Source organism: Micromonospora sp. NPDC048169, assembly GCF_040652815.1.
Lineage (GTDB): Bacteria > Actinomycetota > Actinomycetes > Mycobacteriales > Micromonosporaceae > Micromonospora.
Window position 1 is genome coordinate 159,045 of the sequence record NZ_JBEZMS010000002.1, and the last position, 13,493, is coordinate 172,537.

Annotated in this window: 10 protein-coding genes; 5 read left to right on the top strand and 5 right to left on the bottom strand. The window is 74.6% G+C overall.

The window, feature by feature from the left end; all coding sequences use genetic code 11:
• Positions 1 to 344: 344 nt before the first annotated feature.
• The 4 genes from AB0D28_RS02720 to AB0D28_RS02735 all read left to right on the top strand — a co-directional run bounded on the left by AB0D28_RS02720 (position 345) and on the right by AB0D28_RS02735 (position 5,457).
• Entirely contained in the window at positions 345 to 3,983 is a 3,639-nt protein-coding gene (locus AB0D28_RS02720) for a nitrate- and nitrite sensing domain-containing protein (protein ID WP_357381478.1), read from the top strand.
• Positions 3,980 to 4,384, top strand: coding sequence for a roadblock/LC7 domain-containing protein (locus AB0D28_RS02725; RefSeq protein ID WP_013283992.1), 405 nt, complete (start codon positions 3,980 to 3,982; stop codon positions 4,382 to 4,384). Before AB0D28_RS02720 ends, AB0D28_RS02725 begins: the two co-directional genes overlap by 4 nt.
• 100 nt (positions 4,385 to 4,484) lie before the next feature.
• Positions 4,485 to 4,862 (top strand): DUF742 domain-containing protein, encoded by a 378-nt coding sequence (locus tag AB0D28_RS02730; protein WP_030501200.1) that lies wholly within the window; start codon positions 4,485 to 4,487, stop codon positions 4,860 to 4,862.
• 1 nt (position 4,863) lies between these two features.
• The gene (locus AB0D28_RS02735) at positions 4,864 to 5,457 is read left to right on the top strand and encodes an ATP/GTP-binding protein (RefSeq protein ID WP_269702284.1); all 594 of its coding nucleotides are present in this window, start codon (positions 4,864 to 4,866) and stop codon (positions 5,455 to 5,457) included.
• Positions 5,458 to 5,580: 123 nt separating this feature from the next.
• Here the strand turns inward: AB0D28_RS02735 and AB0D28_RS02740 are convergent, their stop codons facing one another.
• From AB0D28_RS02740 to AB0D28_RS02750, 3 genes are all read right to left on the bottom strand, one after another.
• Complete coding sequence (locus AB0D28_RS02740; RefSeq protein WP_357381480.1) at positions 5,581 to 6,801, bottom strand: ABC transporter substrate-binding protein; 1,221 nt, start codon at positions 6,799 to 6,801, stop codon at positions 5,581 to 5,583.
• A 121-nt stretch (positions 6,802 to 6,922) separates the two neighbouring features.
• Positions 6,923 to 9,319 (bottom strand): transposase, encoded by a 2,397-nt coding sequence (locus AB0D28_RS02745; protein ID WP_357381482.1) that lies wholly within the window; start codon positions 9,317 to 9,319, stop codon positions 6,923 to 6,925.
• A gap of 40 nt (positions 9,320 to 9,359) precedes the next feature.
• Complete coding sequence (locus AB0D28_RS02750; protein ID WP_357381484.1) at positions 9,360 to 10,328, bottom strand: DNA primase; 969 nt, start codon at positions 10,326 to 10,328, stop codon at positions 9,360 to 9,362.
• A 145-nt stretch (positions 10,329 to 10,473) separates the two neighbouring features.
• Between AB0D28_RS02750 and AB0D28_RS02755 the strand changes: the two genes are divergently transcribed.
• A complete protein-coding gene (locus AB0D28_RS02755; RefSeq protein ID WP_354864763.1) occupies positions 10,474 to 10,815 on the top strand; it encodes a helix-turn-helix transcriptional regulator in 342 nt (113 codons plus the stop codon).
• Between the two features lie 64 nt (positions 10,816 to 10,879).
• Here AB0D28_RS02755 and AB0D28_RS02760 read toward each other — a convergent pair whose 3' ends face one another.
• Positions 10,880 to 11,563, bottom strand: coding sequence for a permease prefix domain 1-containing protein (locus AB0D28_RS02760; protein ID WP_357381486.1), 684 nt, complete (start codon positions 11,561 to 11,563; stop codon positions 10,880 to 10,882).
• A 61-nt stretch (positions 11,564 to 11,624) separates the two neighbouring features.
• Positions 11,625 to 13,463, bottom strand: a complete 1,839-nt coding sequence (gene cydC / locus AB0D28_RS02765; protein ID WP_357381488.1) for a thiol reductant ABC exporter subunit CydC — start codon at positions 13,461 to 13,463, stop codon at positions 11,625 to 11,627.
• Between the last annotated feature and the right edge of the window lie 30 nt (positions 13,464 to 13,493).

Here is a 13,493-nt window from a genome sequence, read left to right on the forward strand (position 1 = left end):
CCTGTCCGTTTCGACGTGGACACGTAGGGTCATCGCCGTCCTTGTAGAAGTCGTCCAGGCAGAGCACCGGAAGTCCGGTTCGCTGGGCTATGTATGACTTTCCCGAGCCGGAGGGGCCGGCGAGCAGGACGACGCGGTGCGGGTGATTCATTACCTTCAGTGACTCCGGCCAGACGGATTGCTATCAAATTGCATCAACATCTCATCACACCTCCGGCGAGGGACAACCTGGTCTTTCTCTTTGCGGAGCGGCGTGATGGAATCTCGGAGGTCCGACCCGCCGGGTCGGTCGCTCGGCGTTGCCCTCAGGGTGGCGCGGAGCGCGGTAATGCGAGGGCGGTGACGTGAGCAAACGGCCAACGACGGCGGGCTCCTTCCTGTCGCGGCTGCGCCGGCCGATGAGCCGGCTACGCGACATGCCGATCTGGTCCAAGCTCGGTCTGATCATGATCGTGCCGACCATCGCCACGGTCGTGGTGGGCACCAGTGGTCTGGTCGACCACCTGGAGACGCTCAACAATGCCAACCGGGCGGGGGATCTGGCCAACCTGATCGGCTACTCGGGTGACCTGGTCGACACCGTGCAGGACGAGCGGGTCGGCGCCGTGCTCTTCCTCGGCGCCAAGGAGTTCCAGACCCGGGCGCAGTACCAGGAGGGTTACAACCGGGCCAACCAGCGGGTGGACCAGGCGAAGTCGCCCTACCTGCGGCAGCGTGGCGAGATCGACGACCTGCCCCGCAACTTCGTCGGGCTGCTGGACACGATCGACACCCAGCTGAAGGACCTCCCGGCGACGCGCAGCCAGGTGCTGAACGGCAAGCTCAAGATCAACGATGCCGACCAGGCGTACCGCCAGCTCATCGAGGACCTGCTGACCATCCGCGACTCGGCCACCCAGCTCGCCGGCAACAACGACCTGAGTGACCGGATGCGCGCGTCGGCCGCCGTGGCCCGCCAGAAGGAATACCTGACCCAGCGCCGGGTCGTCGTCCACCAGGCGCTCACCCAGAACCAGTACACCGCCGCGCTGCGCGAGCAGTTCATCGCCAGCGGCACCGGCCAGTCGCAGTCGCTGGCCACCTTCCAGGCCGTCGCCACCGAGCCCGACAAGCTGTTCTACGAGCAGACCGTCTCCGGGCCCGACCTGCGAAAGGCCGACCGCTTCACCAGTTTCATCTCCGGCAACAACAACGGCTCGATGGAGAACGCCCCGTTCGGGTCGGACCAGTGGGACCAGACGATGGTCGCCAACGCCAAGCTGATCCGGACCGTGGAGGCCCGGCTCGACGGCAACGTGGTCCGGCAGGCCGACGCGCTGCGCTCGGACACCCAGCGCCAGGTGTTCCTGGAGACCGGCCTGCTGCTCACCATGCTGCTGCTGGCCATCCTCTTCGCCTACCTGGTGGCCCGGTCGATGGCCCGCTCGCTGCGCGACCTGCGCCAGGGCGCCCTGGCGGTGGCCCAGTACGGGCTGCCACAGGCGGTCGCCCGGCTGCGGGATCCGCAGGTGACCGGCCAGCTCTCCCCGGTCCAACTGGCCAACCAGATCGCCGAGCCGCTGCCGGTGCGCAGCAAGGACGAGTTCGGCCAGGTGACCGAGGCGTTCAACGCCGTCCACCTGGAGGCCGTCCGTACCGCCGCCGAGCAGGCCGCCCTGCGGGCCTCGGTCGCGACCATGTTCGTCAACCTGGCCCGCCGCTCGCAGATCCTGGTCGACCGGCTGATCGGCCACCTCGACCGGCTGGAGCGCGGCGAGGAGGACCCGGACCGGCTGGCCGAGCTGTTCCAGCTCGACCACCTGGCCACCCGGATGCGCCGCAACGACGAGAACCTGCTGGTCCTCGCCGGAGCGGACTCCACCCGCGTGCAGCGCGAGCCCGCCGCCCTGATCGACGTGCTCCGCGCCGCCCAGTCCGAGGTCGAGCACTACACCCGGATCGAGTTCGGCGTGATCGACCGGGACATCGAGGTCGCCGCGCACGCTGTCAACGACCTGGTGCACCTGGTCGCCGAGCTGTTCGACAACGCCACCGCCTTCTCCCCGCCGGACTCCCAGGTCATGGTGGAGGCCCGGCGGGTCGGCGACCGCGCCTCCCTCTACGTGGAGGACCGGGGCATCGGCATCAGCCCGGAGCAGATCCGTGACCTCAACGAGCGGCTGGCCACGCCGCCGCAGGTGGACGTCGCGGTCTCCCGGATGATGGGCCTGGTCGTGGTCGCGCGGCTGGCCGCCCGGCACGGCGTCCGGGTCGAGCTGCGGCCCGGCGCCGACCGGGGCACCGTCGCCGACGTGACGCTGCCGACCTCGGTCCTGGTGCCGCGCGCCCTGGCCGGCCGCGGACAGCCCGGACCGGCGCTGCCGGCCGCCGGCCCGCAGCAGAACGGCCCGGCGCCGGCCTTCGGCGCCCTGGCCGCCTTCGGCAACAACGCGCCGAGCCTGCCGCCCGCGGCGCACCCGGGCTCCTCGGGCAACCAGGTCACGCTCGGCGGACGCGCCTTCGACCCGGCGCCGCGCAACGGCGCGGGCACCCCGGCGAACGCCGCCGGCGGCGGCCGGGCCATGCCGGCCTGGTCCGACCTGACCGGCGCCAACCCGGCCGGCGGGGACGGCGGCTTCGGTCCCCGGCCCGCAAACGGCCAGTCGATGGACCCGCTGCCGCAGCGGCGCAACCCGGCCGACGGCGATCCGGGCAGCACCGGCCAGCAGCCGGCGATCCCGCGTCAGCTCCCGAGCAGCCCGGAGGCGCGGCCCTACAGCCCGCCGCCGGTCTCCGCGCCGCCCGTCCCGCCGGTGTCGGCGCCGCCGCTGCCGCCGGTCTCCGGCGTGCCGGTCTCCGGCAACCCGATGCCGTACCGCCCGGTCTCGGCCGCCCCGGTCTCCGGCGACCCGTTCTCGGGCCGTCCGGTGTCCGCGGCGCCGGTCTCCGGTGACCCGCTGCCGTACCGCCCGGTCTCGGCGGCTCCGGTCTCCGGGCACCCCGCGTCGGCCGCCCCGGTCTCCGGGCAGCCCACCTCGGGTCACCCGGCCTCCGCGCCGCCGGCGAACCAGTTGCCGACGCGCCCGATGCCCGCCCCGGGTGTCAGCGCCCCGCCGGTCTGGCCCCCGGTCGCGCCGACGCCGGCTCCGCCGGTGCCGGAACGGCCCGCCAGTGGCATGGACATGACCACCGAGCTGCCCCGGGTGCCGCGCACGGAGATGCCCGCCACCCCGCAGCCGGCGGCCGGCCAGCAGGCCGCCGCTCCGGCGGCGGGCCGCCCGGCCACCCCCGCGGCGCCGGTGTCGCGCCCGGCCGCGCCGCAGCAGCCGGGCAACCGCCAGCGGTACGCGGACGAGACGATGGAGCTGCCGATCTTCCGGGAGCTGGAGTCGGCGTGGTTCCGTACCCGCCGGCCCGGGCCCAACGAGGAGGCGGCGGCCCCGGCCCCGGCGACGAACGGTGGCGCCGCCGCCACCCAGCAGTTCGCCAAGGTGGACACAGCCGGCCGGCCCGTGCCGCAGACGACACCAGCAACGACAGGTAACACACCGATGGCACACACTCCGACGGCCGGCGGAGCACCGCGTGACAACGGCGCGGCGAACGGGAACACCCGTCCGGCGTACACCGGGGGGTTGCCCACCCGGCAGCCGGCCGCGTCACCGCAGTCCTCACCGTGGCAGACCGCCGCCGACGACGGCTGGCGGGCCGCCTCGGCGGCCACCGAGGTGCCGGTCGCGGAGACCACCCAGAAGGGTCTGCCGAAGCGGAAGCCGATGGCGCAGCTCGTGCCGGGCAGCATCGAGAAGCCCTCCGCGTCGGTGCAGCGGCGGACGCCGGAGGGAGTCCGGGGCCTGCTCTCGGCCTACCATCGAGGCGTGCAGCGCGGGCGTAACACCGACAGCAACACGACCGGCCCGGAGGGCACTCCGGGCGGGCAGCAGTCCTCGCAGTCTGACTCAGGCCCGGCGGCCGGGAGCGGGCAGAAGGAGCAACAAGGATGACTACTACGCAGGATCTCGGATGGCTGCTCGCCAACTTCGCCGACCGGGTGCCCGGTGTGGCGCACGCGGTCGCGGTGTCGGCCGACGGCCTGCTTCTCGCCTCGTCCCGTGACCTTCCGCGGGACCGCGCCGACCAGCTCGCCGCGATCGCGTCCGGTCTGGTCAGCCTGACCCAGGGCGCGGCCCGCTGCTTCGAGGGCGGGGCGGTGTTGCAGACAGTCGTCGAGATGGACAACGGTTTCCTGTTCCTGATGTCCATCTCGGACGGCTCGTCGTTCGCGGTGCTGGCGGCGCGGAGCTGCGACGTGGGTCAGGTCGGGTACGAGATGGCCCTGCTCGTGGACCGGGTGGGCGATGCCCTGACGCCGCAGCCGCGAACGGCTGTGGGGATGATGGGCTGAATGACGCGCTGGCCGGTGGGTCAGGTGCGGGAACGACAAATACAGCGACGGATGCCACCGGGGCGAGCCGGTGCCGGGTACGAGGGAGGTGAGCGGCGAAATGGCGGATCGTGACGAGCCGACCGGAGCGTTGGTCCGGCCGTACGCCGTTACCCGCGGTCGTACCCGTCCCCGGCTCGACATCGCCCTGGAGGCGCTCGTCGAGACGACGGTGCGCGGCCGAGCGGTTGCCACTGGCAATGGTGGCCACGGTCGTGAACACCAGTACATCGCCGCGTTGTGTGACGGACGTGTGCAGTCGCTCGCCGAGATCGCGGCGCGGATGCAGCTTCCGCTCGGCGTGGCCCGGGTGCTCATCGCCGACATGGCGACGGACGGCCTGGTCGCGGTCCACGAGCCGACCATTTTGGACGACTCCGACGACGCGGTGGGCACTGAACTGCTGGAGAGGGTGCTGAGTGGACTTCGCAGGCTCTGACATGTCGCACCGGCCGCCGGCCCAGAGCGGCCGCGTGACGTCGGCGAAGATCGTTATCGCCGGTGGGTTCGGCGTCGGCAAGACGACGCTGGTCGGCTCGGTCTCGGAGATCACGCCGCTGACCACCGAAGCGATCATGACCTCCGCCGGTGTCGGCGTCGACGACACCCGGCAGGTGCCGGGCAAGACGACGACCACGGTGGCGATGGACTTCGGTCGTATCTCGATCGACCGTGACCTGATCCTGTACCTCTTCGGTACGCCGGGTCAGACGCGGTTCTGGTTCATGTGGGACGAGTTGGTCCGTGGTGCGATCGGCGCTGTGGTGCTGGTCGACACCCGGCGGCTCGCCGACTGCTTCGCCGCCATCGACTTCTTCGAGCACCGGCGGCTGCCGTACCTGGTGGCCATCAACTGCTTCGACGGCATGCAGTACCACGATCCGCAGGACGTCCGGGACGCGCTGGCGATCTCCCGCGACGTGCCGGTGGTGCCGTGCGACGCCCGTAACCGGGAGTCCACGAAGCACGTGCTGATCTCGCTGGTCGAGTACGTGCTCACCATGCGGCGCTCGCGGGCCGTCGCGCCCGCCTGACCGGCGCGCGGAAGCGCCCGGCGGCCTGAGGCCACCGGGCGCTTCCTGGCGTCTGGGAACGGACACGGTACGCGATCACCCGGTGACCCTCCAGACAGGACGGTCGCCGGGTGGCGTCTCCGGTCAGGCGTACCGGGTCCAGGTGCCCCGGAACACCTGGTACACGGCGAGCGAGTCGGGCTCCATGCCGCCGTGCCGGTCGGCGCTGAACGCGTACCCGCCGGCGATGCCCTCGACGGTCTGCGCCTGGAGGAGGGCCCGCAGCCGGCCCCGGTCCAGGCTCGTCGCCATCCGCGCCGACGTGGCGAGGAGCTGGAGCGCGTCCGAGGCGTACGGGGCGAAGTCCGGGCTGACGCCGTGGCGCTGCGTGTAGCGGTTGACGAAGTCCCGGCGGGCCAGCTGCGCCGTCGTGGTGGCGGTGGCCGCGGAGACGTCCAGGCAGGCCGGGTGCACCGCGTACGCGCCCTCCACGGCGGCGGCGTTGGCACCCTGCACGGTGTCGTCGGCGACCGCCCCGGCGTCGAAGAAGATCGGCCCGCGGTGGCCGGCGGCACGCAGCTCCCGCGCGGCGACTCCGGAGTCGGGCGCGGTACCCCAGACCACCACGCCGTCCCGCTGGCCCCCGGCGACGCGCTCGGCGGCGGCACGGAAGCGCCGACCGGTCGCCGGCAGGCGTACCGTGCGGACCAGGTCGGTGGTGCTGTCGGCGAGCGCCTCCCGCATCGCCCGCACACCCGAGTCGCCGTGCATCCCGTCGGCGGCGAGCACCGACACCCGCCGGATCTTCTTGGACTCGAACAGCTCCACCAGGCGCCCGGCCATGTCCACGGCGTCCGGGGTGAGCTTGTAGGTGAACGTGCGTTCGTCCAGCGGCTGCACGATGCGGTCACCGTAGCCGAGTGACAGGAAGGGCGTCTTGACCCGCTGGGCGGCCGCCGCGAGGGCCATCGAGGTCTCGCCGAGCACACCGCCGATCAGCGCCTGGGCGCCGACCCGGGTCAGATCGGCGGCATGGCGCGCGGCGACCTCGGGATTGCTGCCGTTGTCCAGGATCTGCAGCCGGACCGATCGGACCAGGTTCCCGACCGGTACGCCGGCGCGGTTCAGCGAGTCGGCGGTGAGTTGCAGGGCCTGCCGCTGGGCGGCACCGAGCAGCGCCCCCGCGCCGGTCAGCTCAAGACTCGCCCCGACGATCAGGTCCTGGTCGGCCGGCGCGCTGCTGGACGGGCCGTCGTCCGGCCGCTGGCCCTGCGGCGCGCAGCCCGCGAGCAGCAGGCTCCCGGCCGCGGCGGCGAGGACACCCCGCCGGGTGAGCACAGTGGAGTCGAACGCCGGTGTCGCCAATGGAATCGCCTTCCCACCCCGGCGAACAGGCGCCGCCGCTGGTCCGCCGGGTATGTTCCCGGCCGGTCCAGCCCAGCGTCAAATCGCCCCGGTGTGGGATGAAACACCCGGCGAGCCCGGGTCAGGAGCGGTAGCCCGCCGAACGGTACTCGTATTCCCGGTCGTCGTCGCGGTCACCGGTGTCGCGGGTGAAGTCCCAGCCCCCGGCCGCCTCACGGCCCGGACGGCCGCCCACGGCGAAGCCGCCGATCTCCTGACCGCGCCGCCACCCCCGGAAGTAGCCGGTGGTGTTCTCGGCGAGGCTCGCCGCGTTCCGGACGATGCGCAGTGGACGCTCCTCGCGCAGCGGGGAACCCGGCACCAGGTTGGCCTGCGGTACGCGCTTGGGCAGACCGGCCTTGGTCTCCGCGCCGACGGCCGGGCGGGCCGCCTGCTCGGCCGCCTGCCAGCCGGTGTCGGCGGTGGTCGACCAGTCCAGGTCGGCCTCGTCGCCGTGCCCGACAAACCAGGCGGACTTGGCCTGCGCGAAGATCAGCAGATCGCCGTCACCCTCGTCGGAGACCGGCGGCGGCCGGTGCTCCTTCGGCGCGGGACGCCGCTCGGGCGCGGCGGGCAGCGGGACCCGGCCCGGGTCGCCCTGGTCGACCAGACGCAGCGGGGGCGTCTCCAGACCGGGGCTCATCTCGTCGCGCAACGCGCGGTCGGCGAGCGGCGGCGGCTCCACCAGCCGCAGCATCGGCGGCTCCTGCGGCAGGTCGTCGGCGAGCCACGGCGGCGTGACGCGGCCCGGGTCGCTCGGCGCGTCCACGCCTCGCCCGTACGGGTAGGTGGTGCCCTCCCGCTCCCGCGCGGCGTCGTCCTCGTTGTTCACCAGCGGCCAGTTCGCCCGGGAACCCGGCGGAGCCGCCTCCGGCGCGGGCGGGCGCGGGGCCGGCACCGGGATGCTCAGGTCGGTGGCGCTGAACCCACCGGTCGGCGGTTCCTGGTGCTGGTTGGTCTTGGGCCGGGGCGGGATGACGGTGCGCTGCCGCTCGGCCCGGGCCTTGTTGATCGCCGCGGTGGTGAGCGTCGGGCGGAACGGCTCGCCGGCCTCGGCCGGCGGGACGGCGCCACGCGGGGAGGGCGCGATCGGCGTGATGCCCGGCGGCGGCGGGGGCGGCGCGGAGACCGGCCGGTTGGTGGGGCCGTCCACCCGCGACGGCAGTGGCGCGCCGGTCGGCTCGGGCCGTGCCGGGGGAGCAGACGCCGGCCGGCCCAGTGCGGCCGCCGGAGCGACGGGCGTGACCGGGGCCGGGGCGACGGGCGGCGGCGTCACCGGTGCGGGCGCGACAGGTGGCGGGCCGAGCGGCCGGGGTGTCGTCGTGGCGCCCGGACCGGACACCGGCTCCGGGCGGCTGCGCCGCCCACCGGGGACCGGCTCGGGACGGCCGCGACGGCCGGCCGGCTCGGGTGCCCCGGCCGGCTCGGGACGACCGTGGTGGGGCTCGGCGGCCGGGCCGGGCTGGAGGGAGCGCACCGGCCGAAGGTCGGCCGCCGACGTCGAGGCCAGCTCGTCGACCTGCTCTCCCCGTCGGGCGGCGGCCCGGCGGCCGGTCGCGGGAGTGGGCGCGGTGCGTTCGGCGAGCGCGCCGACGAGCGCGTCGCAGCCGGCGTCACAGGTCCGGACCGAGGCGACGGCCTGCCGTACGGTCTCGGCGACGGCCGCGGTGAGCGTCCGGTTCACGGTGGCCCGCCGGGGCGTCTCGGAGATGGCGACGCGCAGCGCGGTCACCGCGTCGGAGACGGCGTCGGCGTCGGCCACCCCTTCGCCGGCCAGATGGGCGACCACCGCGTCGGCGGTCAGCCCGCCGTCGCGGCCGCCACGGGCCGCGGGGCCGGTGAGCATGCCCGGTTCGGGCAGCGCGTCGAGCACCGCCAGGGCGACCCGGTCGGCGGGGTCCGGATAGGCCCGCAGCGCGGCCGGATAGAGCTCGCGGAGCACCTCGCGCAGCGTCACCGCAGCGGAGTGCCGGCCACTCGCCAGCGCCGCGTGCGCGGCCAGGACCTGCGTGTATCCGGCGAGTTCGCGCGGGGCCGGGAGGGTAACCGCGGAGAGCGCGCCGGCCTGGAGCGCGCGGGCCAGCCCGACCGCCCGGCGCTCGGCGGGCGGGGACTGCATCTCCTCCAGGGAGTCGTCGTCGGCGAAGCGCTCGGCGAAGTCGTCGACCGAGTCGTCGTCGGCGATCGCCAGCGGCCGGCCGGCGGCGCTCAGCAGCGAGGTGACGATGTGGTCGTCGCTGTCGGCGGCGATGGCCGCCCCGCTCGGACCGCCGGACCGCTCCACCAGCAGCGCGACCAGCCGGGCGTAACCGGCGGGATCGTCACCGATCTCGCAGACGTGCAGCAGACGGCCTGCGTCGTCGACCACAGCGGACGTCAGCGTCGTTCCGGCCGAAGCCGTTCGGTCGGCCGGATCTGCCGAGGCCAGACCGCAGTACACGCGCACGAGCGCCACGGCGTCGTCCTCCTCCCGGGACACAGGTCTTGCACTGCCAGAGACTGATGCTCCCCGCTCCGGGTCAGTCGCGCCAGTCCACAACCGCAGAGATCTTCCCGACAATGGTGCGCCAACCGAGACTTGCGGTTTGTGCCCCGATTTTCTTCAGCCGGCGACGACCCAGGAAACCACCGACGCCACCGTTCACGGAAGCGCGCAGCGCCTCGTCCAGGTCGTCCAGGCTGGAGCCGGCGGAGAGCATGTCCAGCACCGCCGGTAGCCGCAGGGCGTACGCCAGGTCACGGGCGATCTCACCGGCTTCGATCAGCAGCTCGTGGTCCCACGCGTCGTGGCCGCCGCGCAGGTTCTCCACCACCAGGTCGAGCTCGTAGGTGTCCTCGTCCAGCGGGGCGATGTCGGCCGGCTCCAGCCGTTCGGACAGTTCATTCCAGCTGTCCAGCTGGGACATGTCGTTCGGCGCACCGGAACGGATGAAAGTGACCAATGACTCGGGGGTCTTGAACAGCAGGAGCCGGCCCTTGTGGGTGAGGAAGACCGGCACCTCCTCGTCGCCCGCCTCGTCCGCGTCCGCGTCCGCGTCGTCTTCGGCCTCGTCTTCGGCCTCGTCGTCGGCCTCGGCCGCGGCCTCGTCGTCCGAGGCGTCGGCCTTGCCCTTGCGGCGGGACTTGGCGTCCTTCTCCTCGTCCTCGTCGTCCTCCTCGGCGGAGAGGGCGGCGAACTCCTCGTCGAGGATCACCACCTCCTCGTCGTCCTCGGTCTCGACGACCTGGCGGCGGGCCAGGAACGGGTCGTCCTGGTCGCGCTCGACGACGTCGGTCGGGGTCAGCTCGCGCGCCTGCCGGTACGCCCGCAGCGTGAAGCCGGTGCCGGCGGGCAGGGCGATCTCCACCGGGTCGATCCGCACCTCGTCCCAGAGCGCGCGGTCGGCCGGCGGACGGTCCTCCTCGGCCTCGTCGGCCGCGACGGCGGCGTCGGTGTCGTCGAGCTCGGGCTCGTCGGCGTCGGGCCGTTGGGGCGACTGGCGGGCCACGCTGACCTCCGTGTGCGTTCGGGTTGCCCACCCGGCGGCGTCGCGCCGCCGAGTGACTCTGGGCACATACCCTAGTGGGCGACCGTTCCGGCCGGGAGGTGCACCCCATGGCGTCGCGGCGGGCCGACAAGTAGCGTTGCTACACATGAAGGCGCAGGCGCTGCACGGACACCTGGACGCGCTGCTGCTCGCGGTGCTGGAACGGGGTGCGCTGCACGGCTACGCGATCATCGAGGCGTTGCGAGCCCGCAGCGGCGGCGCGCTGGACCTGCCCACCGGCACCATCTATCCGGCGCTGCGCCGGCTGGAGCGCGCCGGGCTGGTGGCGAGCACGTGGAGCACTGTGAACGGCCGGGAGCGCCGCACCTACGAGCTGACCGAGGCCGGTGGCCGGGCGCTGGCCGGGGAGCGGGCCGGCTGGCGCGAGTTCAGCGCCACGGTCGGGCGGTTCCTCGGCGCGGACGAGCCGCCCACGGCGCCGGCCTGACCGCGCCCGGCCGTGCCGGCAGTGTCCCGGCCGTGCCGGGAGCGGTCAGGCCAGCGCCGGCGGCTCAGCCGGCCAGCCGGCGGTCGGCGAGCACCCAGCAGCGGGCCGCCCGGGCCAGCGCGAACCAGGCCGCCGAGACCACCACCATCCCGATGATCATCGGCGGCCAGGTGAGCGCGGCGTCCCACAGCCCGAGCGACCAGCCGAACAGCGCGCCTCCGGCGGCCGCGCCGAGCAGCAGGCTGCCGGTCAGACCGAAACCGATCAGCCGGGCCGGGTGGGCGAGCCGTGCCGTTCCCCACCGGGCGACGAGCGGACCGGCCAGCAGAGCGGCGAGCGCGAGCGCGGCGACCACGCCCCAGATGACGTTCAGCGCGGCGGAGAGCAGCAGATAGGCGGCCGGCGGCGGGGGACCGCCGCTCCAGCTCGACCCCTGCCAGGTCAGGTCACCGGTGGCCAGGAGCACCACCGCCACCACGAGCGTGCGCAGCGCCAGCCCGCGCAGCGCACCGGCGGCCAGCTCGGCCTGGAAACCCGGCACGAGCTGGGCGTCGCTGCCGAACTCGGCGACCGCCCGCCGCTGCGCCTCCGTCGGCGGCAGGCCCCGGTCCCGGTACGCCTCGACGGCGTCCTCCAGCGCGTGCCGCGCCTCGGTCAGCAGGTCGGTCTTGAGCCGGCCCGGCCCGTGCAACCGCGTGGACAACTCGTGCAGCCGGCGGTCGACCACCGCCTCCTCATGCACCCGCATGCGGTAAGCCTGCCATCGACGGCCGACACCCGCGTCAGGGAAAACCCCGACCGGCCGGGTGTCAGGGCGTGACGGCCAGGTAGCCGCGCTCGGCCGCCTCCTGGCGCAGCCACTGCTCCCGGTACCAGCCGGGGCGGGCCACCAGCTCGTCGTGCCGGCCGCGCTGCACCACCCGGCCGCCTTCGAGCACCACGATCTCGTCCAGCCCGGCCAGGCCGCTGAGCCGGTGGCTGATCAGCAGCACCGAGTGCCCGGCCGGGGTGGCGGCGAGTGCGGAGTCCAGCACGGTGTCGGCCGCCGCCGGGTCGAGCCCTTCGGTCGGCTCGTCGAGCACCAGCACCGGCGGGGCGGCCAGCAACGCCCGGGCCAGCGCGAGGCGTTGCCGCTGCCCGCCGGAGAGCTGCCCGCCCTGCTCACCGACCACCGTGTCCCAGCCGTCGGGCTGTTCGCGTACCCAGTCGAGCAGGCCGGCCGCCCGGGTCGCGGCTGCCAGGTCCGCCTCGGTGGCGTCCGGACGGCCGAGGAGCAGGTTCTCCCGGACGGTGGCGTGGAAGACGTACGCCTCGGCGAGCAGGCCGCCGACGACCCGGGGCAGGTGCTCGGCCGGGATCTCGGACACCGGCACGCCGCCGGCCGTGACCCGGCCGGTGGCCGGGTGCACCGCGCCGGTGAGCACCGCGGCGAGCGTGCTCTTGCCGGCGCCGCTCGGCCCGACCACCGCCACGCGCCGGCCGGCCGGCAGGTCGAGGTCGAACCCGTCCAGCGCGGGGGCGGCACCGGCCCGGTAGCGGACCGTCACGTCGGCGAACCGCACGTCGTGGCCGTCGACAGTGGGCTCCGGCGCGTCCGGTGGCGTCGCCGGACCGGGCTCGGTGAGCAGGTCGGCGACCCGGGCCAGCCCGGCCCGCAGTTGGGTGCGCTGGCGGGCCGCCGCGACGAGCGCGAGTGCCACCTCCACGGCGGCGAGCGAGCCGACCGCGAGGACGCCGACCAGCACGCCGCCGACCCCGGCCCGCAGCGCCACGACCACCACCGCGGCGGAGGTGAGGCCGCCGACGAGGACGCCGAGCGCGTCCACCGCGAAGCCGGTCGCGGCGAGCCGGCGTTCCAGCTTCGCCAGCCGGGCGCCCCGGTTCCCGGCGGCGGCGAGCGCGGCGCCTGTCGCACCGAACGCGGCCAGGTCGGCGGCGCCGTGGGTGAGGTCGACCGCGTCGACGGCGAGCGCGCCCCGCAGTGGGGCCACCTCGTCGGCGGCTCGGCGGGTGATCCGGGTGGCGAGCGCTGGGAGCGCCACGCCGGCCACCAGCAGACCGATTGCGAGCACACCGGCGGCCGGCGGTGAGATCAGCGCGGCGACGCCCACGGCGAGCACGCTCACCAGTGCCGCCGCCGCTCCCGGCACGAGGACGCGCAGGAGCAGGTCCTGGGCCGCCTCCACGTCGGAGACCAGCCGGCTCAGCGCGTCCCCGGTACGCCGGCCGGTGTCGCGCCGGGCGGCGAGCGTGGCGAAGACGCGCGCCCGTACGTCGGTGATCATGCGCAGGACGGCGTCGTGCCCGGCGAGCCGTTCGGTGTACCGGAACACGCCCCGGCTCACGGCCAGCGCCCGGACCGCGACGATGGCCACCGTCAGCCTGTCCAGCAGCGGCCGGCCGGCGGCGCTCATCAGCAGCCAGGTGGCGGTGGCCATCAGCGCCAGACCGGCGAACTCGGTCGCCGCGGCGAGCAGTCCGGCGCCGAGCAGCCGGCGCAGGTACGGCCGGGCCAGGCGCAGCACCGCCCGCTCGGCACCCGGCCGGGCGGGCGCGGGCGGCTCCGGCGCGCCGGAGGGCGTCACCGGCACACCCGCCGGCCCGGCGGGCTCGCGGCCCACCGGCGTCACGCCGTCGGCGGCGGTCACCGGGCCACCGCCGGGCGGGCGGGGGAGACG